The 19,578-nt window shown below is 73.5% G+C and carries 15 protein-coding genes; 12 read left to right on the plus strand and 3 right to left on the minus strand.

What is annotated here, in order from left to right; all coding sequences use genetic code 11:
• The first annotated feature begins 196 nt into the window (after positions 1 to 196).
• From ACSNOK_RS16290 to ACSNOK_RS16315, 6 genes are all read left to right on the plus strand, one after another.
• Complete coding sequence (locus ACSNOK_RS16290; protein ID WP_436781396.1) at positions 197 to 1,462, plus strand: sensor histidine kinase; 1,266 nt, start codon at positions 197 to 199, stop codon at positions 1,460 to 1,462.
• A gap of 132 nt (positions 1,463 to 1,594) precedes the next feature.
• Entirely contained in the window at positions 1,595 to 2,023 is a 429-nt protein-coding gene (locus ACSNOK_RS16295) for a cupin domain-containing protein (RefSeq protein WP_436781397.1), read from the plus strand.
• Positions 2,024 to 2,220: 197 nt separating this feature from the next.
• A complete protein-coding gene (locus ACSNOK_RS16300) occupies positions 2,221 to 2,868 on the plus strand; it encodes a LuxR C-terminal-related transcriptional regulator (RefSeq protein ID WP_436781398.1) in 648 nt (215 codons plus the stop codon).
• Between the two features lie 346 nt (positions 2,869 to 3,214).
• Positions 3,215 to 3,718 (plus strand): hypothetical protein, encoded by a 504-nt coding sequence (locus ACSNOK_RS16305; RefSeq protein ID WP_436781399.1) that lies wholly within the window; start codon positions 3,215 to 3,217, stop codon positions 3,716 to 3,718.
• Between the two features lie 269 nt (positions 3,719 to 3,987).
• Complete coding sequence (locus ACSNOK_RS16310; RefSeq protein WP_436781400.1) at positions 3,988 to 4,782, plus strand: tyrosine-protein phosphatase; 795 nt, start codon at positions 3,988 to 3,990, stop codon at positions 4,780 to 4,782.
• Between the two features lie 520 nt (positions 4,783 to 5,302).
• On the plus strand, positions 5,303 to 7,309 hold the full coding sequence (locus ACSNOK_RS16315) for a hypothetical protein (RefSeq protein ID WP_436781401.1): 2,007 nt from the start codon (positions 5,303 to 5,305) through the stop codon (positions 7,307 to 7,309).
• Between the two features lie 3 nt (positions 7,310 to 7,312).
• Here the strand turns inward: ACSNOK_RS16315 and ACSNOK_RS16320 are convergent, their stop codons facing one another.
• On the minus strand, positions 7,313 to 7,972 hold the full coding sequence (locus ACSNOK_RS16320; protein ID WP_436781402.1) for a TetR/AcrR family transcriptional regulator: 660 nt from the start codon (positions 7,970 to 7,972) through the stop codon (positions 7,313 to 7,315).
• Positions 7,973 to 8,158: 186 nt separating this feature from the next.
• Complete coding sequence (locus tag ACSNOK_RS16325) at positions 8,159 to 9,553, minus strand: alpha-amylase (protein WP_436781403.1); 1,395 nt, start codon at positions 9,551 to 9,553, stop codon at positions 8,159 to 8,161.
• A gap of 278 nt (positions 9,554 to 9,831) precedes the next feature.
• Here ACSNOK_RS16325 and ACSNOK_RS16330 point away from each other — a divergent pair, with 278 nt between their 5' ends.
• The 3 genes from ACSNOK_RS16330 (at position 9,832) to ACSNOK_RS16340 (ending at position 12,960) form a co-directional block, all read left to right on the plus strand.
• Positions 9,832 to 11,133 carry an extracellular solute-binding protein gene (locus ACSNOK_RS16330; RefSeq protein WP_436781404.1) on the plus strand — a complete coding sequence of 434 codons (1,302 nt, stop codon included), beginning with the start codon at positions 9,832 to 9,834 and terminating at the stop codon, positions 11,131 to 11,133.
• A 97-nt stretch (positions 11,134 to 11,230) separates the two neighbouring features.
• On the plus strand, positions 11,231 to 12,112 hold the full coding sequence (locus tag ACSNOK_RS16335; RefSeq protein WP_436781410.1) for a carbohydrate ABC transporter permease: 882 nt from the start codon (positions 11,231 to 11,233) through the stop codon (positions 12,110 to 12,112).
• Entirely contained in the window at positions 12,109 to 12,960 is an 852-nt protein-coding gene (locus ACSNOK_RS16340) for a sugar ABC transporter permease (RefSeq protein ID WP_436781405.1), read from the plus strand. Before ACSNOK_RS16335 ends, ACSNOK_RS16340 begins: the two co-directional genes overlap by 4 nt.
• A gap of 180 nt (positions 12,961 to 13,140) precedes the next feature.
• Here the strand turns inward: ACSNOK_RS16340 and fahA are convergent, their stop codons facing one another.
• On the minus strand, positions 13,141 to 14,334 hold the full coding sequence (fahA, locus tag ACSNOK_RS16345; RefSeq protein ID WP_436781406.1) for a fumarylacetoacetase: 1,194 nt from the start codon (positions 14,332 to 14,334) through the stop codon (positions 13,141 to 13,143).
• A 304-nt stretch (positions 14,335 to 14,638) separates the two neighbouring features.
• Between fahA and ACSNOK_RS16350 the strand changes: the two genes are divergently transcribed.
• From ACSNOK_RS16350 to ACSNOK_RS16360, 3 genes are all read left to right on the plus strand, one after another.
• Positions 14,639 to 15,898 (plus strand): ATP-grasp domain-containing protein, encoded by a 1,260-nt coding sequence (locus ACSNOK_RS16350; protein ID WP_436781407.1) that lies wholly within the window; start codon positions 14,639 to 14,641, stop codon positions 15,896 to 15,898.
• 584 nt (positions 15,899 to 16,482) lie between these two features.
• On the plus strand, positions 16,483 to 17,691 hold the full coding sequence (locus tag ACSNOK_RS16355; protein WP_436781408.1) for a SidA/IucD/PvdA family monooxygenase: 1,209 nt from the start codon (positions 16,483 to 16,485) through the stop codon (positions 17,689 to 17,691).
• A 503-nt stretch (positions 17,692 to 18,194) separates the two neighbouring features.
• On the plus strand, positions 18,195 to 19,205 hold the full coding sequence (locus tag ACSNOK_RS16360; protein ID WP_436781409.1) for a polyprenyl synthetase family protein: 1,011 nt from the start codon (positions 18,195 to 18,197) through the stop codon (positions 19,203 to 19,205).
• The last annotated feature ends 373 nt before the right edge of the window (positions 19,206 to 19,578 follow it).

A 19,578-nucleotide genomic window follows, 5' to 3' on the forward strand; every position in this document is an offset into this window, starting at 1 on the left:
TGGCAACACCCTCTCACCTGGCCTCCCGTCCCGCCCCCCTCCGGCGGGGACGGGAGGCCAGGTGAGAGGGTGTTGCCAGGTACACCCCCGGTCCGCCGGTTGTACCCCGTGACCGGTCTGCCGGCGGGCGGCAGACTGGGGGTCGGATCCGGGGCGACCGCCCCGGACGGGCAGTGGCGGGGGAGCGGGAAAACCCATGAGGATCAGCAGAGCTTTCGGCGCCGTCGCGAGGTCCTTCGGACTCGCGTTGTGGGGGCTCGTGGCGTCGATCCTGCTGTTCACGTTCGCGGCGGTGTCGATCGCGCTGATCCCCGTCGGGCTCGGCCTCCTCACCACCCCTTACGTCATGAAGGCCGTGCGGGCCTACGCCGATCAACGCAGGGCGTGGGCTCAGGAGTGGACGGGCATCCGGATCCCCACCCCGTACGAACCGCCGCGCGCCCGGAGCGGCTTCCTGGGGACGGTCGAGCGCTGCACGGCGCTGCTGCGGGACCGGGCCACCTGGCGCGACCTCCAGTGGCTGCTGGTGGACATGACGGCCGGCTTCACCCTGGCCATCCTGCCGCCCGGGCTCGTCCTCTACCTGCCGTGGGGCATCGTCCTGGCCGCCGGAGTCTGGAAGCCGATCGTCCGCGCCGACGGCAACGTCTGGTTCACCTTCCTGCACGTCGGCAGCCAGGCCACCGCCAACATGGCCGTCGCCCTCGGCGCGGTCTACGCGGTCCTCGGCGTCGCCGCCGGGCCGGCCATGCTGCGCGCCGACTTCCGGATGGCCCGCGCGTTCCTCCGGCCCACGCCCCAGCGGGAGATGGCGCTGCGCATCGAGCACCTCACCGAGACCCGGCACGACGCCGTGGACAGCTCCGCCGCCGAACTGCGCCGCATCGAACGGGATCTGCACGACGGCGCGCAGGCCCGGCTGGTCGCCATGGGCATCAGCCTGGGCACCGTCGAGGCGCTGATCGAGAAGGATCCGGCGCGAGCCAAGCGGATGCTCGCCGCCGCCCGCGCGGACTCCGCCGAGGCCCTGACCGAGCTGCGGGACCTGGTGCGCGGCATCCACCCGCCGGTGCTGGCCGAGCGCGGCCTCGGGGACGCCGTCCGGGCGCTGGCGCTGCGGCTCCCGCTGCCCGTCGAGACGTCGGTGGCGCTGCCGGGACGGGCCCCCGAACCGATCGAGTCCGCCGTGTACTTCGCGGTGAGCGAGGTGCTCACCAACGCCGTCAAACACTCCGGCGCCGACCGGATCCAGGTCGACCTGCACCACGCCGACGGAATGCTGCGCGCCTGCGTCACCGACAACGGCCGCGGCGGCGCGGGTCTCGGCGGCGGCTCGGGGCTGCCGGGGGTCGAGCGGCGGCTCGGGGCGTTCGACGGGATCCTGGCCGTCAGCAGCCCGGTGGGCGGGCCGACGCTCGTCACGATCGAGGTCCCCTGCGTCCTCGCGGCGGCGGCCGGCTGATCCCCGCGCTCCCGGCCCCGGTCCGCCGGTTCCATCGGTTCCGTCGTTCCCACTGACCCCGTCGATCCCGTCGATCCCGTCGATCCTTCCGATCGGGCGGCGGCGGGGCCGACGGACTGGCACATTGGGGTCATGGCTGACATCTCCCCCCTCGTGGCCCTCCTCGATCTGCGCCCGCACGAGGAGGGTGGATGGTTCCGCGAGACCTGGCGGACCTCCTCCTCCGCGGTGCCCGACGGCTACCCGGGGCCGCGGCCCTTCGCGACGGGGATCCTGTTCCTGCTGCACCCGGGCGAGCGCTCCCGCCGGCACCGGGTGCGCTCCGACGAGCTGTGGCTGTGGCACCGCGGCGGCCCGCTGCGGCTGCGGCTGGAAGGGGCCGACGGGGACGGCACCGGCGACCTGGTCCTGGGGCCCGCGGTGGAGGCGGGGCAGCGGCCGCAGGCGCTGGTCCCGGGCGGGGTCTGGCAGTCGGCCGAGCCCCTGGGCGACGAGCCGGTGCTGGTCTCCTGCGTGGTCGCGCCGGGCTTCGACAACGCGGACTTCACCCTCGAACCGTGACGTCGCGCGACGCCGCCGCGCCGCCGCGACGACGACCCCGGCGGGCCCCGGCAAGCCCCGACCGGGCGGGCCGGGCGGACGCGCGGGCCGGGCGGGCCGAGCAAGCCCGACGGACCGAGCGGGCCCGACAACCCGATGGGGGACCATAAGGGCACCCGGGCCCGCGGGGGGCACGGCCTGATCACCCTGGAGCCGTTGTGCGTGTCGTCCTTGCCGAAGACCTCTTCCTGCTGCGTGACGGGCTGGTCCGGTTGCTGGAGGCGTACGACTTCGAGGTCGTGGCCGCGGTGGAGAGCGGCCCCGAACTGACCCGGGCGCTGGCCGAGCTGCGGCCCGACGTGGCGGTGGTGGACGTCCGGCTGCCGCCGTCGTTCACCGACGAGGGGCTGCAGTGCGCGCTGGCCGCGCGCAAGGCCGTACCGGGTCTGCCGGTGCTCGTGCTGTCGCAGCACGTTGAGCAGTTGTACGCGCAGGAGCTGCTGGCCGACGGCACCGGCGGGGTCGGCTACCTGCTCAAGGACCGGGTGTTCGACGCGGAGCAGTTCGTGGACGCGGTCCGGCGCGTGGCGGCGGGCGGTACGGCGATGGATCCGCAGGTCATCTCCCAGTTGCTGTCCCGGCGTTCGCAGGACGCGCCGCTGGCCCGGCTGACCCCGCGCGAGCGCGAGGTGATCGAGCTGATGGCCGAGGGCCGGTCGAACGCGGCCATCGCGGAACGGCTCGCCATCACCGAACGGGCGGTGGCCAAGCACACCTCGAACATCTTCGGGAAACTGGGCCTGGCGCCCTCCGACGACGACAACCGGCGGGTGCTGGCGGTACTGGCGTACCTGGACCGGGGGTGAGGCGGGGCGCGCCGCGCCGCTCCCCCTGACGCCCCGGAGGGCCGTCCTTCGGGCGGCTGATGTGACTGGTGCGGCTCACTGTTGCCCCCGTGTATTCGGATGTTATCGTCAACAACGTTATTCAGAACGGGACTTCCGCCCTACCGGTACGGAAGTCCCCGGCTTTTTCCGACCGTTGTCCGACCTCGCACGGCAAGCAGGGCCGTCCCGCCTCAGGGGGCGCCCGCGACCGGTCCGTCATCCTCTCCCCCCACCCTCCCCGGACCCGCTTCCGGCCCAGGTCGGCCTTCCTCGCCCCGCCCGATCGGCAGGGGCCAGACGTTCACGGATCAGGAGAGCACCCATCATGCGACTGTTCACGAGAACCGCCGTCGTCACCTCCGCCGTCCTTCTCGGCGGACTCGGCGCCGCCGCCGCGCCGTCCATGGCGGCCGAGCAGGTCACGGCCGCCACGCAGACCGCCACCGCCAAGTACGACTGCGGCTCCTACGGTGTCATCGACGTCAGCCTGGACGCGTCCGCGGAGGGCGGCGTGGGCTCCCTCTACCTCACCAACGACAGCATCCGCTTCCCGGTCGAGATCCCGGCGGACTCCACGTCCACCGCGCTGACCCTCCAGCGGCCGGACGGGAACACGGTGACGTTCTCCGGTACCTCCAACCCCGCCATCCCGGCGGGCGGGAAGGCGACCGTCGGCCCGCTGACGGGACCGGTCGAGGCCGGTGACCGGCTGGACTCGTACATACCCGCCGCGGGCAGCTCGGACGTCTCCGCGCGGCTGACCATCCTGGGCGTGGAGAACACCTGCAAGGCGGTCACCAAGCAGAGCCCGGGCGCGTTCGCCTTCTGATCCCCCGGGCCGCGACCACGTGCGGTGCGGGGCTTCGTACGGTCCCGCACCGCGCGTCCGCCCCCTCCTATGGCCGTACGGACCACGCGCGTCCGGCAGGGAGGGGGCGTACGGCTTCCCCGGAGCGCCTCGGCACGGCCCGCGCCTCCGCGCGGCGCCCCTCGCACGCCGGTGCCGTCGCGGGCTCGGCTACCGTTCTCCACAATAAAAGTGGAAAGCGGAAAAACGCCCGCGGCAACGCCTAAGGCCGACAAGAGGGAGACGCGCGCATGCCGCAGTTCGACGCCTCGACCATCATCAACCTCCGTGACCTCGGCGGCGTCGCGCTCGCGGGCAACTCCGCCGTCCGGCCAGGCCTCCTGTTGCGCTCCGGCCAGCTCGACCGGCACGATCCGGCCGCCGACCCGGCGGTGGCCGCGCTCGGCATCCGCACGGTGGTGGACCTCCGCAGCGAGAACGAGCGCCGTGAGCACCCGGACCGGCTCCCCCGCGGTGCCCGGCTGATCGTCGCCGACGTCCTGGCCGAGGGGACGGTGCCGGGCGGCGCCGCGATGCCGGCGCACATCGAGTCGGTGCTCGGCAACCCGGCCGCCGTGGAGGAGCGCCTCGGCGGCGGCAAGGCGGAGAAGCTGATGTGCGAGTCGTACCGCGCGTTCGTCACCTCCGACGCCGCCTGCCGCGCCTACGGCCGGCTGCTGACCACCCTCGCCGAACCGGACTGCGGGCCGCTCCTCTTCCACTGCACGGCCGGCAAGGACCGCACCGGCTGGGCCGCGACGGTCCTCCTGCTGCTGCTCGGCGCCGCGCCGGAGACGGCGGAGGCGGAGTACCTGGCGGTCGAGCCTGCCGTACGGGCCGCGTTCGCGCCGCTCACCGACCGCTTCACCGCGGCCGGCGGCGACCCCGGCATCGCCTCCGCGATCTTCGGCGTCCGCCCGGCGTACCTGGCGGCGGCGATGGAGGAGGTACGGCGGCTGTACGGCTCGGTCGAGGGGTACGTACGGGTCGGCCTGGGCGTCCCGGACGCGGCCGTGAACCGGATCCGCGCGCGGTACGTGGCGTAGCGCGGCACATGGCGTTGGCGCGGTGTGTGACGTGGACGGATACGGGGCGTAGGCGCGGTACGCGGCGCAGGCGCGGCACGTGACGTAGACGCGGCACGCGGCGCAGGCGCGGCACATGGCGTAGGCGCGGTACGTGACGTAGACGGATACGGGGCGCAGGCGCGGTATATGGCGCAGAGGCAGTGCCTGGCGCGGAGGCGGCAGGTGGCGCGCCGGGGCGGCGGACGCGCGACGGCTCCCGGGCCCGCGCGGGCCGCGCGGCAGGGCGCGGACGGCGTCTCAGCGCCGACTGGGCGCTCCGCACACCGGCCGGGCGCTCCTCACACCGGCCGGGCGCGCTCCCCACACCGTCGGCCACTCCTCACGCCAGGCATCACCCCCCCGAACCGGGCGGCACCCACGCACACCGGTCGGGCGCCCCCAGCCGCGTGCGGGCACCCCCGAGCCGAGCCCGACGCCATGGCGCGTCGTCGCCCGTGCGGGTGAGGTGACCATCCCACCATTCACTCGTTCTACCGACGTGGAGCAGCAAGCGACAGCCCCCCGGCCCCCCGACGACACCGCCGGCACCAATGGCACCGATGGCACCGACAGCACCACCGGCCCCCTCGACATCGAGCAGGCCGAGGCCGCGATCGTCGAGCACTACCCCCGCCTGGTGCGCCTGGGCTACCTCGTACTGCCGTCCGGCCTCGGCCGCAACCGCAGGGTGCTCACCGCGCACGCGCTGGTCCAGCGGTCCCTGCCGCGCAACCGGGTGAGCCTCGTCGAGTGCCCGGCCGACACCGTCCCCGGCCCGCGCGGGGCGGAGGGGCGGCGGAACGACGACCCCGGTTACGCCTATGTCCGGCTGCGCGTGCTGCGCGGGGCCCTGGCGGCCGGCCGGCCGCGCGGCCGGTGGTGGTGGCCGCCGCGCCCCGGGCAGATGCCGCCGCCGCTCCCGCAGGTGTGGGGGCTGCGGCTGTTCCCCCGCTCCGGAGGCGCCGACGAACTGGCCCTCGACCAGGCGCTCGGCCGGCTGTCCCCGCCCGCCCGGGCCGCGTTCGTGCTGCGCGCCCTGGAGCTGCCGGCCGACCGGGAGGTGCGGGCCCTGCTGGCGGCGGCCGGGGTGGCCGAGCCGGGGGCGGCCCTCGCCGAGGCCGCCGCCGCGCGGGTGCCGGCCGGCTCCCGGGACGGCTCGCTGCTGATGTCGGCGGAGTTCGACCCGTGTTCGCTCCAGGCCCGCCCCACCGACCTGATGCGCCGCCGCCAGCACCTGCGGGCCGCGGCGGCGGCCCTGGCGGCGACCGCGGTCTGCGGGGCACTGCTCGCCGTGTCGGACGGCGGCTGGGGACCCGACGGCGCCGCGGCCCCGGCGTACACCCGGAACGCCGCGGCCGAACAGGCCCTGGACCCCGGCCGGTTGACCCGTGCGCCGGCCGACGCCTGGCGCCACGCCGACCGCCCGGGCTTCGCCTCCTGGCCGGCCCGCGGCGACCGCACCACCGACGAGGCCCTGCTCCGCCGGGCGCTGTCCGTCTGGGCCCGCCCGGGGAGTTCGGTCCGGGTGACGGCCACCCCCGGCACACCGGCCGGGCCCGCCCCGGGCCCGCCGCAGTTGCTCTACGCGGGCGCGGTGGACTCGGCGGTGGTCGTGCTGCTCCACGACGGCCTGCGCGTCGTCCGGTACGCCGAGGCGAGGAACGGCGACGCCACCTCGGCCGCCCTGGACTTCGCCCGGACGGACGCGGCCGACGCCGACACCGCGACGGCCGTCGTCCTCGGCCGCACCGACGGCAACGTCCGTTACCTCACGGCCCCTTGGGTCGCCTCGACGGCCGTCCGCGACCTCCTCTCCCCGGCCGCGCCCGCCCAGCCCCTGCACCGGAACGCGGACGGCGTGACCGACCCGACGACGAGCCCCGCCGCGGCGGGCGACTGCCGGTCCTGGCCGGTGCTCCAGCTCGACGGCCGGCCGGCGACCGACCTCAGCGAGCTCGTCCCGGCCCGCCTCACCGGCGGGGCGCCCGGCGGGAACGGCGACCGGGACGGGGCCGCGCCCTCCCCCGCCGAGCGCGCCGCCTGGGCGCACACCGCCTGTCTGCTGCCGAGCCTGCGCTCGCAGGGCGTACGGGCCGTCAACACCTGGCAGTTCGCCCGGCAGCCGCTGCCCGGCGGCGCCGGCACCGCGGAGTGGCTGTGCACGCGCGCCGAGACCTGGCGCGGCGCGGGCGGCCGCACGGTCGCCCAGTTCCTGCCGCCCGGCGGCCGCCCCGGCGCCCGGGCCGCGGTCGTCGCCCGGGCCGAGGACTCCCCGGCCTGCGGCCCCCGGCAGCCGCACGTCCTGGCGGGCGCGCTGTGGAAGTCGCCCGGCGGATCCTGGTACGCCCTGGCGGCGGGCAGCCCGGACGTCGTCTCGATCACCGCGACGGGCGGCGTCCGCGGCACCGGGCCGGGACCGGTCCTCGCCCTCCCGGCCGGTCAGGGGGCGGTCGCCCGGCTGGCCGGGCGGACGCGGGACGGGAAGCGGGTGGCCGCGCTGAAGTGACGCTCAGAGAGCGGCCAGCGCCGTCGCCGCCTCGGTGAACGGCCCGTCGGCCGGCTCCTCGGCCACGATCCGCCGCAGGACGGCCGCCATCCCGTCGTCGTGCGCCGCGCCCACCGCGGTCAGCGCCACGAACGAGTGCACGAGCTGCGACTCCAGCTCCGCGCGCGGGATGCGGCGGCCGTCCGGCCACCAGCGGGCGGCCGTCTCCGCGAGCGAGATCCACGAGCGCAGGACCACCTCCAGGCGGGGACCCGGCGTCTCGACGCCCAGGTGGCCCAGCAGTTGCCCGTACGCCGCGTCCCGCACCTCGTCGATCAGGTCCGGGTGCGCGCGGAGGAGGGTGAACCGGCCCGCGCCGTGTGTCTCGACGAAGTCGAGGAAGCGGCCGGCGACCGCGAGCAGCCCTTCCCCGGGCGGGAGTTGGCGCGGCGCCGTGAGGAGTGCGGTGAGGTCGTCGGCGGCGCGGCGCAACGTCGCTTCGTACAGGCTCTGTTTGCCCGCGAAGTAGTGGTAGACGAGGGGGCGGGAGATGCCGGCCGCTTCCGCGACGTCGTCGAGGGAGACGTCTTCGGGCGGGTGTTCGCTGAACAGGTCCAGGGCTACTGTGATCAGTTGCCGGCGTCGCTGTTCCACGTCCATTCTGCGGCGCGGCCGGGGGGTCATGGGGGCATCCTAAGCGGTCGGTTGGGGGGTGCCCCGGCCCCACCCCTTCGCCGCTTCCTGGGGCTGCGCCCCAGACCCCCTTTTCGCGGCTCCGCCGCTCGTCCTCAAACGCCGGGCGGGCTGGACAGTCAGCCCGTCCGGCGTTTGAGGACAGCGCGCGCAGCGCGCTTCGGGGGTGCGGGGGCGTCAGCCCCTGCAAGAAACGGTGAAGGGGAGGGACCGGGGCTCCACCACCACCGCCAGCGCCGCGTCCACCCCGACCCTCGCCGTCAACCGGCCGTCCCGGCCGACCCGCACCCGCCGTCCACTCAGCACGTCACAGTGCTCCCCCGCCGGCAGCCCCGTCGCGAACGTCCGCGAAAGCACGCCCCGCCCATGGTTGATGACGACGAACCCCTTCGCGCCCCGCCCGAAGGCGACCGCGTCGCCCCCGTCGTCCCACCAGTGCCCGACGCCGCTCCCCCGCACCGCGTTGCGGAACGCGACCATCCCGGCCGTCTCCGGTCGCCGGTGCTCGTACGTCCAGCCTCCGGACGGCGCCCCCGCGTCCCGATCGGTGAAGGCGTAACCGGAGTGGACGTCGGGGGACCCGTACGGCAGGGCGAGCATGGCGACATTGGCAAGCCCGTATACCGGCCCCATCGCCCGGTTGAGGGTGCTCCCATCGCGTTCCGTGTCCCAGTTGTCGACGAAGACGGACGCCTTGCCGCCGGGCACCCACCCCCGCCCCTCCCCGAGACTCCGCAGCTCCGCCAACCGCCCCTGCGTCATGACGCGTTTGAGCTCGCGGGCGTAGCGGAACTCCTGGACGTCCCCGGTACCGAGGTACTCCTCCGGCTGTACCGCCTCGCCCGCGCCGTAGATCGTCTCCTGCTTCCAGTAGACGTCCGGCTTGCTCAGCCGCGCCTTCACCGCCGCGAGATCGGCACTCGGCACATGCTTGGCCGCGTCGATGCGGAAGCCGTCCGCGCCGAGCGCGAGCAGGTCGTCGAGGTAGCGGGCGAGGCGGTCGCGGACCCGCTCGCTGCCGGTGTCCAGGTCGGCGAGGCCGACGAGTTCGCAGTTCTGGACGTCGTCGCGGCGGGTGTAGTCGGAGACGGGCCGGCGGCAGCGGTGGAAGTCGTCGTCCCCGTACGTACCGGGGTAGCCGTACTTCGTATACGCCGTGCCGCCGGTGCCCGTACCGGAGCCGGCGGACATGTGGTTCAGCACCGCGTCCACGACGACCTTCACCCCGGCCCGGTGGCAGGCGTTCACCATGCGGGCGAAGGAGGCGCGGTCGCCGAGCCGGCCGGCGATCCGGTAGCTCACGGGCTGGTACGAGGTCCACCACTGCGGACCGGCGATGTGCTCCTGGGGCGGCGACACCTGGACGTAGCCGTACCCGGCGGGCCCGAGGAACGCGCCGCACTCCCGGGCCACGGCGTCGTACCGCCACTGGAACAGCACGGCGGTGGCGTCGCGTCCGCCCGGCGCGGCGCCGGCGGCCCGCGCCTCGGGCACGGGCCCGGACAGGGACACCGAGGCGCCCGTCAGCAGGGTCAGGACGGCGGCGAGGGCCCTCCGTACGGTACGCGGCATGACGGCTCCCGGGGTGGGTGGTGCGTGGAGCGGAGCACTGCAAGAACATTGCAAGACGCGTGCGGGCAGGCGGAAAGAAGGCGGCAACCCGTGGCGCCCGGAGACCGTACGAGCCCCACCGGCCACGGTCAACCCCCCGCGTCACACCACACTGACGACCCGGAAATCCCCGCTTTCCCTCCTTGCAAGGTCTTTCGCAAGAGATTGCAGCCTGTTAGCTTCCTCCTCAGCTCGGGCCGCCCAACTCCAGGAACGGCCCTCGTGAAGAGGAGAACCGTATGCGAAGAGGCATATCGGTCGCCGCCGTCGTCGGTGTGCTGGCCCTGACCGCGACCGCCTGTGGCGACGACGGCGGGGGCGGGGGCGACGGCAGCAAGGCGGCCAAGGACCCGGGCAGTGTGAGCGGCACGGTCACCTGGTGGGACACGTCGGACGCCACCAACGAGGCGCCGGCGTTCCGGAAGCTGGTGAAGGACTTCGAGGCCAAGTACCCGAAGATCAAGGTCGATTACGTCAACGTGCCGTTCGACCAGGCGCAGCAGAAGTTCAAGACGGCCGCGTCCACCGGCAAGGGCGCCCCGGACGTGCTCCGTTCGGACGTCGGCTGGACGCCGGGCTTCGCGCAGCTCGGCTACCTCAAGGATCTCACCGGGACGCCGGCCCTGGACAAGACGGACGACTTCCTCGAAGGGCCGCTGAAGAACGCGGCGTACCAGGGCAAGACGTACGGCGTCCCGCAGGTCACCGACACGCTCGGGCTGCTCTACAACAAGGACCTCTTCAAGAAGGCGGGCGTCGACAAGCCGCCGGCCACCTGGCAGGAGGTCAAGGACGCCGCGAAGAAGGTCAAGGAGAAGGCGGGCGCGGACGGCATCGGCCTCAGCCCGGACAGCTACTACTCGCTGCCGTTCCTCTACGGCGAGAAGAGCGACATGGTCGACGCGGCGGCCAAGAAGATCACCATTTCCGACGCGGCGTCCCGCAAGGGCATCGAGACCGCCGTCGACCTGGTGAAGTCCGGCGCGGCGCCCAAGCCGGCGGGCACCGACGGGTACAACGCGCTGAAGACGGACTTCAAGAACGGCAAGCTGGCGATGCTCATCGACGGCCCCTGGGCGACCAAGGAGCTGTTCGGCGGCGAGGCGTTCAAGGACAAGGGCAACCTGGGCATCGCGCCGGTGCCGGCGGGGTCGACCGGGGTGGCGGGGGCTCCGGTGGGCGGCCACAACCTGGTGGTCTACGCCGGTTCGGGGAACTTCGACGCGTCGTACCTCTTCACGCGGTTCATGACGGACGCCGAGCGGCAGACCGAGGTGTCGAAGTCGCTCGGGCTGCTGCCGACGCGCAAGGCGGCCTACACGCCGGAGGTGCTGGCCGACCCGGTCCGCAAGTCCTTCCACGACGCGCTGTCCACGGCGCACCCGCGCCCGCCGATCCCGCAGGGCGGCGACCTGTTCACCGTCTGGCTCCAGCACTACACCCGGATCCTGACGCTCAAGGAGGAGCCGCAAGCCGGTCTGGACGCCACGGCCAAGGAGTGGAAGTCCGCCCTCCTCAAGGACTACGCGGTCCAGGAGTAATGCCGTGACCGCTGCCGTGACCACGACCACGACCGCACGCCCGGGCCTGGCGGCCCGGGCCCGCCGGTCGTTCGACACCCACTGGTACGCCTGGGCGATGGTGCTGCCGGTGGTCGTCGTCCTCGCCGTCCTCGTCGGGTACCCGCTGGGCCGGGGGATCTACCTCTCCCTCACCGACGCCAACGAGGCCAACGTCGGCCGGACGATCGGCGTCAACCACATCCCGTCGACGTACGAGTTCGTCGGGCTGGACAACTACTGGAAGGTGCTCTCCGGCCAGGAGGGCCACTTCTACGGCCGGCTGGGCTGGACCGTCGTCTGGACGGCCTCCTGCGTCCTCCTGCACTACGCGATCGGCCTCGGGCTGGCCCTGCTGCTCAACCGCGCGATGCGCTTCCGTGGGCTGTACCGGGTGCTGCTGATCCTGCCGTGGGCGGTGCCGGCGTTCGTCGCGACGTTCTCGTGGCGGCTGATGTTCAACGAGAAGTACGGCGTGCTCAACGCGATGCTGGAGAAGCTGGGCGTGGGCGCGGTGGACTGGCTCGGCGACAGCACGCTGCAGAAGATGTCGGCCGTCGCGGTCAACGTGTGGCTCGGCGTGCCGTTCATGATGGTCGCGATCCTCGGCGGTCTCCAGTCCATCCCGGCCGAGCTGCACGAGGCGGCGGAGATGGACGGCGCCTCGCCCTGGCAGCGGTTCCGGCACGTCACCCTGCCGGGGCTGCGGACGGTGAGCGGGACGGTGATCCTGCTGGGCACCATCTGGACGTTCAACATGTTCCAGGTCATCTACCTGCTGATCGGGCAGGGCGCGAGTTCCGAGAGCGAGATCCTCGTGACGTACTCCTACCGGCTGGCCTTCCAGGGCATCCGGGACTACGCGGGCTCGGCGACGTACGGGATCCTCATCCTCTCGCTGCTGCTGGTGTTCGCCGTGTTCTACCGCAGGCTGCTGGCCCGGCAGGAGGAGGCGCGATGAGCCGCACCGCGAAGCCGCGGGCCCGCGGGCAGCGCTCCCGGGGCGCGTCCGTCGCCCTGCACGCGACGCTGGTCGTGGCGTCGCTCGTCTCCCTCTTCCCGGTGCTGTTCATCGTCCTCGTCTCGCTGCGCGGGCGGGACGGCTGGCAGGAGCCCACCCGTTTCTCGGGGTTCGAGTGGGGGAACTACCGGCACATCCTGAACGAGACGAAGTTCCTGACCTGGTTCGGCAATTCGGTGATCGTGGCCCTGGGGGCGACGGTGATCGGCGTACTGATCGCGGCGACCGCCGGGTACGCGGTGTCGCGGATGCGGTTCCCCGGGAGCCGGCCGCTGATGTGGACGTTCCTGGTGGTGCAGATGTTTCCGATGGCGGTGCTGATCGTGCCGCTGTACAACATCCTGGGGCAGCTGAAGCTGCTGGACTCCTACGGGGGTCTGATCCTGACCTACTGCTCGATCTCCGTGCCGTTCTGCGCCTGGATGCTCAAGGGGTACTTCGACTCCATACCCGCCGAGATCGACGAGGCCGGGCGGGTCGACGGACTGACCCCCTTCGGCACGTTCTGGCGGCTGATCCTGCCGCTGGCCCGGCCCGGTCTCGCCGTCACCGGCTTCTACTCCTTCATCACCGCCTGGGGCGAGGTGGCCTTCGCCGGCCAGTTCATGAGCAGCGAGGAGCACTACACCTTGGCGGTGGGCCTGCAGACGTTCGTCGGTCAGCAGAAGGCGGAGTGGGGGCTGATGACGGCTGCCGCCGTGCTTATCGCCTTGCCGGCGGGGCTGGCGTTCTTCTTCGTCCAGCGGCACCTCGTCGCCGGGCTGACGGCCGGCGGTACGAAGGGGTAGCCCTTCGGGCGGGGTTGTGCCCCGGTCCCGCCCTCTCACCGTTTCCTGGGGCTGCGCCCCAGACCCCCTTGTCGCGGCTTCGCCGCTCGTCCTCAAACGCCGGACGGGCTGATAGAGCCGGTCGGGGGTGCGGGGGCGCAGCCCCCGCAGGAAACGGTGAAGGGGCGGGGCTGGGGCCCCCTACCGGCCGCCGGCCGGAAGCACGCGCCCCGCCACCTCCCCGAGGCCGATCCGGGACCCGTCCGGGCCCGGGGCCCAGGCTGTGATGACGACCTCGTCGCCGTCCGCGAGGAATGGGCCCTTGCCGGCGGTGATTTCGAGGAGGCAGCCGAGCTGGTCGGGTTCCGGGCCGCTTACCGTGCCGGAGGCGTAGAAGTCGCCGGTGCGCAGCGAGGCGCCGTTCACGGTCATGTGGGCGAGCTGCTGGGCGGCCGTCCAGTACATGGTGGAGAAGGGCGGGCGGGAGACGACCTCGCCGTTGATGCGGACCTCCAGACGGATGTCGATGCCGCCGGGCTCGGACGCCTCCGAGTCGTCGAGGTAGGGGAGGAGGGGGAAGTCGCGGGCGGGCGGGGCGGTGCGGGCCGCGTCGAAGGCTTCCAGGGGGGTGATCCAGGCGGAGACGGAAGTCGCGAAGGACTTGCCGAGGAACGGGCCCAGCGGCACGTACTCCCAGGACTGGATGTCGCGCGCGGACCAGTCGTTGACGAGGCAGACGCCGAAGACGTGGTCGCGGAAGGCGTCCAGCGGTACGGGCGTCCGGGCCGGGGCCGGGGTGCCGACCACGAAGCCCACCTCGGCCTCGATGTCGAGCCGGCGCGACGGGCCGAACGAGGGGAGCTCCTCGTCGGGCGCCTTGCGCTGCCCCTGGGGGCGTACGACGTCCGTGCCCGAGACGACGACCGTGCCCGCGCGCCCGTGGTAGCCGATCGGCAGATGCTTCCAGTTGGCGGGCAGGGCCTGGCCGTTGGGGCGGAAGATGCGGCCCGCGTTGGTGGCGTGGTGTTCGCTCGCGTAGAAGTCGACGTAGTCCGCCACCTCGAACGGCAGGTGCAGGGTCACCTCGTCCAACGGGTGGGCGTGGCCGCCGGGGAGGGTGCCGTCGTCGAGCATGCCGCGGATCTCCGCGCGTACCGCCTGCCACACCGGACGGCCGGCGGCCATCAGCGGGTTCAGGACCGGCTGGTCCAGCAGATCGGCGTACGCCGACCCGCGCTCGGAGGCGGCGGTCGCCGCGTCGAGGACGTACGCGCCGTAGCGCACGCCGATCCGCGGGTGGTCGGGGGCGCCCGGGGTGGTGAAGACGCCGTAGGGGAGCGCGTCGGCGCCGAAGGGGTCTCCTTCGGGCAGTTCGTGGGCACTGTGCTGGGGCATGGGTCTCGCGGCCTCGCCTTCTCCACTCGAAATGCACGTCGCCATGCACTCGGATGCACGGGAGCCACACATTACGGGTTGACGGCCGACGGGCAAGAGCTGTTCGAGGGGTGTTCCCGCCCTGTGAAACGGTGTTCTAAAGCGGGGAAAAGGTAGGGCAATGTCCGGTAACTCCTTGCTGGAGCCGATGATTCCGAAGTAGCGTCCTAAGTCGGGTCACACACAGTGGGGGGCCGCTGAGGCGGGGTGGCCGAGGGGGGAGCTGGTGGCGAGCAGGAGCGCGTCCGTATCGGCGGACCGGTCAGTGCCCGGATTGATCGTGAAGTTCGGTGACTATCCCCTGCACCATGGCGGCGTCGGCGCGATCCGCAGCCTCGGAAGACTCGGCGTACCGATGTACGCCATCACCGAGGACCGCTGGACACCGGCGGCCGTCTCGCGATACCTGAGCGCCGGGTTCGTCTGGCCGACCACCGGCACCGAGCGGGCCGACGAGCTGGTGGCCGGCCTGCTCCGGATAGGTGAGCGGATCGGCCGTCCGACCGTACTGCTGCCCACCGACGAGGAGGCGGCCGTGCTCATCGCCGAGCACGCGGACAAGCTGGCCGGTCCGTTCCTCTTCCCTCCGGTGGAAAGGGAGTTGCCGCGGCGCCTGGCGAGCAAGCAGGGGCTGTACGAGCTGTGCGTGGAGCACGGGGTGCCGGCCCCGGCGACACTGTTCCCCGCCACCTACGAGGAGATCGAGAAGTACGCCGGGACCGCCGCCTTCCCGCTCGTGGCCAAGAACCGCGAGGCCTTCGAGCGTCGTCGCCGGCCGGCCGTCGCCGGGACGACGCGGATCGCCGACGCCCGCCGGCTGCTGGCGCTCGCCCGCGACTGGGGGCCCAACCCCGGTGTGATCCTTCAGGAGTACCTGCCGCGCGAGGAGGCCGAGGACTGGATCGTCCACGCCTACTTCGACGCGGACAGCGCGCCGCGCGCCCTGTTCACCGGCGTCAAGGTGCGCTCCTGGCCGCCGCACGCGGGGATGACCGCCAACGCCTACGTCGTCGACAATCCCGAACTTGCCACCCTGAGCGCCCAGTTCATCAAGCAGATCGGCTTCTGCGGCATCGTCGACCTCGACTGGCGGTTCGACCGCCGCGACGGGCGGTACAAGCTGCTGGACTTCAACCCCCGCATGGGCGCCCAGTTCCGGCTCTTCGAGAACGAGGCGGGGGTCGACGTCGTCCGCGCCCAGCACCTCGATCTCACCGGGCGCCCGGTGCCGGAGGGCGAGCAACGGGCCGGCCGGCGGTTCGTCGTCGAGAACATCGACCTGCCCGCGCTCGCCGCCTACCGGCGCAGCGGTTACACCACCCCGCACGCCCCCGCCCGCGCCAACGGCACGGAGCTGGCGTGGGCGGCCCGCGATGACATGAAGCCGTTCCTGACCATGCTCGCGCGGCTCGTCCGGCCGGGCACCAGACATCTGTGGCAGATGTGGCGCTCGCGGCGCCGCGCCCACGCGGCCGCGGCCCGGGCCGTGCGCGCCCCGGCCGTGGCGGCCGAGCGCACGGAGTGAGCGGGGTGCCGGGGCGGCACTGGGTGGGGGCGGCCGGAGCGGCAGGGGGTGCCGACAGCAGGAAGGACAAGAGGGACGACGGAGGCAAGGGGGGCCGGGCGCATGGGTCGGGCGTCCGCGTCCCGGCGGCTCGTTCGGCCTCCGGGGAACGGGCGGTACGGACACTCCGCGCGGTACGGGTGCTCCCGACGCCGCGGAGTGCCCCGGGCGGCTCGAAGGGCGGCGGCCGGGTGACGGGGTGCGAGGCGGCGGGTCGGCCGGCCGCCGGCGGCCCTCCGTTCCCCGGTCCGGCCGGCCCGCGGCGTTCCGCCCATTCCGCCCGTTCAGCGGACGCCCGGATACCGGTCACGCCGGCCCGCGCCCGCCGCCGCGGCATCCCGTAGGCCCGCCGCCCCCCCGCCCCCGCCACCGCACTGCCCCACCGCACAGCCCCACCGCACCGCCCGGACTCCGCCGCCCCGCCGCCCGGGCGCGGCTCCCGGATCCACCTCAGCAAGGCCCGTGTACGCACCGCGTACGCGGAGGTGACGCAGCAGACCGGCCCCGCGGTCGCGGGGGCCGGGAAACGCCCTGGGAGGGGACACGTGACACTTCCGGTAGCAGTCATCGGGGCCGGGCCCTACGGCCTCTCGACCGCAGCCCACCTGAAGGCCCGCGGCATTCCGACGCGCGTCTTCGGCTCGCCGATGGTGAGCTGGCGGGAGCACATGCCCGTCGGGATGCTGCTGAAATCCACCCCCTCGGCCTCGGACATCGACGCGCCGCAGCCCGGCCACACCCTGCTCGACTACTGCCTGGAGGCGGGGGAGCGGCGCTACGAGTCCGACTGGGACATCATCCCGGTCGAGACCTTCGCGGCGTACGGGCAGTGGTTCCAGCGGCGGCTGGTGCCGGGCCTGGAGCAGGTGCGGGTGAAGTCCGTGGAACTGCGCCAGGGCGGCGGCGCCGGTTTCGAGCTCAAGCTGGACTCCGGCGAGCAGTTCGCCGCCCGCGCGGTCGTGGTGGCCACCGGCCTGAGCGGGCTGGCGCGGGTACCCGACGAGCTCGCCGCGGCGGTGCCCGACGGGCCGGCCGAGGGCGGCCCGTTCTCGCACAGTTCGCACCACCGCGACCTGAGCGGTTTCGCGGGCCGGCACGTCGCCGTGATCGGCGCCGGGCAGTCGGCGCTGGAGACGGCGGTCCTGCTCGCGGAGGCCGGCGCCGCCTCGGTACGGGTCGTGGCGCGGCGGCGCGGGGCGGTGCGGTTCGGGGCGGCGCCGGACGGGCAGTCGCCGCTGAAGCCGGACACGCCGTTCGGGCGGGCCTGGTCGCTGTACGCGTTCTCGTACCACGCGGACGGCTTCCGCCGGCTGCCTCCGCGCTCCCGTGAATACCTGGTCCGCCGGGTGCTCGGGCCGCTCGGTGCCTGGTGGTTGCGGGACCGGTTCGTCGGCCGGGTGCAGGTCACCGAGGGCAAGCGGGTGGTCCGGGCCCGGCTGGTGGAGGGCCGCCCGGTGCTCACGCTCGCCGGGGCCGCCGACGGGGTGGAGAGCGAGCTCGCCGCCGACCACGTGATCGCCGCCACGGGCTACCACGTCGACCTGGGCGCTCTGGACTTCCTCGGGGACAGTGTCCGCGCCCGGCTGGTGGCGAGCGCCGGCGGTCCGCGCCTGGGCGCGGGGTACCACTCGTCGGTTCCCGGGCTGTTCTTCACGGGCCTGCCGGCGGCGGCGAGCTACGGACCGGTGATGCGGTTCGTCTGCGGGACGACGTACGCGTCGCCTCGGCTGGCACGGGCGGTGGCGGCGCTCTGACGGTGGGTGACCGGCGAGCGGTGTCCCCCACAGGGGGCACTTCTCGTCGCACCGTTCCCACGGAGGTGGTGATCGGAACCGGGACCGACGGAACCGACGAGATCGACGGAACGGACGGAGCCGACGGAGTCGAAGAACCGACGGAATCGACTCTTCCGTTTTTAGTCGGTTCCGATGTGCGCCCCTCGCTTCCCGACCGCCTCCGGGCGCCCTCCGTCCAGCTGCCGGACGGGCTGATTCCGGCCCGTCCGGCCCCTTTTCGGCGGGCGGGGCCCGCCGGGGGCGGAGGGGAAGCGGGTGGGAAAACGGCCGGGAAGCGGTCGAGGGGAAGCCGAGGGGAAGCCGCGAAGAAGGGGACAAAACGCCCCGGGGAGGGTCGGTGGCGGGCCGCTGTTCGGGCAGCCGCCCACGGTGATCCACAACCGACCGGATACGCTGACTTTTGGTGAAGACAGCGACACATCGACAATCCCCGTGATCGCAGGCAGACAGGAGTACCCCTCGTGACCGTCGTCGGGGCCTTCGGGCTGAGCGTGCGGGACCAGGCTCTTGAAGCCGATGTCCAGGCCGGGTTGGCCGCTGTCGAGGAGGGCCTCCTGGAGGCCACCAAGAGCGGTGTGCCCTTCATCACCGAGGCCGCGCAGCACCTCGTCCGCGCCGGCGGCAAGCGCTTCCGGCCGCTGCTGGTGATGCTCGCCGCCCAGTTCGGCGACCCGTACGCGCCCGGCGTCGTGCCTTCGGCCGTGGTCGTCGAGCTCACCCACCTCGCGACCCTCTACCACGACGACGTCATGGACGAGGCGGACATGCGCCGCGGCGCCCCCAGCGCCAACGCCCGCTGGGGCAACTCCCTGGCCGTCCTCACCGGCGACTTCCTCTTCTCCCGCGCCTCCCGGGTCCTCGCCGACCTCGGCCCCGAGGCCGTCCGGATCCAGGCCGAGGCGTTCGAGCGCCTGGTGACCGGCCAGATCCTGGAGACCGCGGGCCCGCGCGACGGTCGCGACCCGATCGAGCACTACCTCGACGTCATCGGCGGCAAGACGGGCTCGCTGATCGCCGTCTCCGGCCGCTACGGCGCCATGATGTCCGGCGCGGACGAGCGCGTCGTGGAGATCCTGACCCACTACGGGGAGCGGCTCGGCACCGCCTTCCAGCTCGCCGACGACGTCCTCGACATCGCCAGCGACTCCCACGAGTCCGGCAAGACGCCCGGCACCGATCTGCGCGAGGGCATCCCCACCCTCCCCGTCCTGCACCTGCGGGCCCGGGCCGAGGCGACCGGCGACCCGGCCGACCTGGAGCTGTGCGCCCTGCTCGACGGCGACCTCGCCGACGACGACCGGCTCGCCGAGGTGCTGCGCCGGCTGCGCGCCCACCCGGCCCTGGAGCAGGCCCGCCGGGACACCGTCCGTTACGCGGAGGAGGCCCGGGCCACGCTCGCGCCGCTGCCCGAGTGCCCGGCCAGGGCCGCGCTGGAGGAGCTCTGCGACGCGGTGGTGCACCGCGCGGGCTGAGGCGTCGGCGCTTTCCGCGCGGGACGCCGGACGCCCGCGCCTGGAGGGGATGACTCCGCTCCGCCGCGCCCGGCTCGGCCTCGGCCAGCGCCGGGTGTGATCCCATCCGGTCCCCGCCGTAATGGAGCATGGATGTGAGTGAATCCGGCGCGAACGTGTCCGGGCGCGTCCGGATGTGAACGAGTCTGATTCGGCGGCTCCGACCGGCGAGAACCGGCCACGCCTGTCCGGCTACGGGAACCGGCCACGCCCCCTCCCTCGCCTTCCCTCCGTATCGGGACGACTTCGGCACACCCAAGTCGCCTGCCCGCACCACCTCTTCGCGACATCCGCCGCGCCACCCCCCGTATCACCCCTCGCACCACCTCCGCAC

Origin of the sequence: Streptomyces sp. URMC 126 (assembly GCF_051386555.1) — a bacterium.
GTDB lineage: Bacteria > Actinomycetota > Actinomycetes > Streptomycetales > Streptomycetaceae > Streptomyces.

Excerpts from the sequence above, each read along its gene's own strand:
- ACSNOK_RS16290 (WP_436781396.1), top strand. The coding sequence starts at position 197 with ATGAGGATCAGCAGAGCTTTCGGCGCCGTCGCGAGGTCCTTCGGACTC.
- ACSNOK_RS16295 (WP_436781397.1), top strand. The coding sequence starts at position 1,595 with ATGGCTGACATCTCCCCCCTCGTGGCCCTCCTCGATCTGCGCCCGCAC.
- ACSNOK_RS16305 (WP_436781399.1), top strand. The coding sequence starts at position 3,215 with ATGCGACTGTTCACGAGAACCGCCGTCGTCACCTCCGCCGTCCTTCTC.
- ACSNOK_RS16310 (WP_436781400.1), top strand. The coding sequence starts at position 3,988 with ATGCCGCAGTTCGACGCCTCGACCATCATCAACCTCCGTGACCTCGGC.
- ACSNOK_RS16320 (WP_436781402.1), bottom strand. The coding sequence starts at position 7,972 with ATGACCCCCCGGCCGCGCCGCAGAATGGACGTGGAACAGCGACGCCGG.
- ACSNOK_RS16325 (WP_436781403.1), bottom strand. The coding sequence starts at position 9,553 with ATGCCGCGTACCGTACGGAGGGCCCTCGCCGCCGTCCTGACCCTGCTG.
- ACSNOK_RS16330 (WP_436781404.1), top strand. The coding sequence starts at position 9,832 with ATGCGAAGAGGCATATCGGTCGCCGCCGTCGTCGGTGTGCTGGCCCTG.
- ACSNOK_RS16335 (WP_436781410.1), top strand. The coding sequence starts at position 11,231 with ATGGTGCTGCCGGTGGTCGTCGTCCTCGCCGTCCTCGTCGGGTACCCG.
- ACSNOK_RS16340 (WP_436781405.1), top strand. The coding sequence starts at position 12,109 with ATGAGCCGCACCGCGAAGCCGCGGGCCCGCGGGCAGCGCTCCCGGGGC.
- fahA (WP_436781406.1), bottom strand. The coding sequence starts at position 14,334 with ATGCCCCAGCACAGTGCCCACGAACTGCCCGAAGGAGACCCCTTCGGC.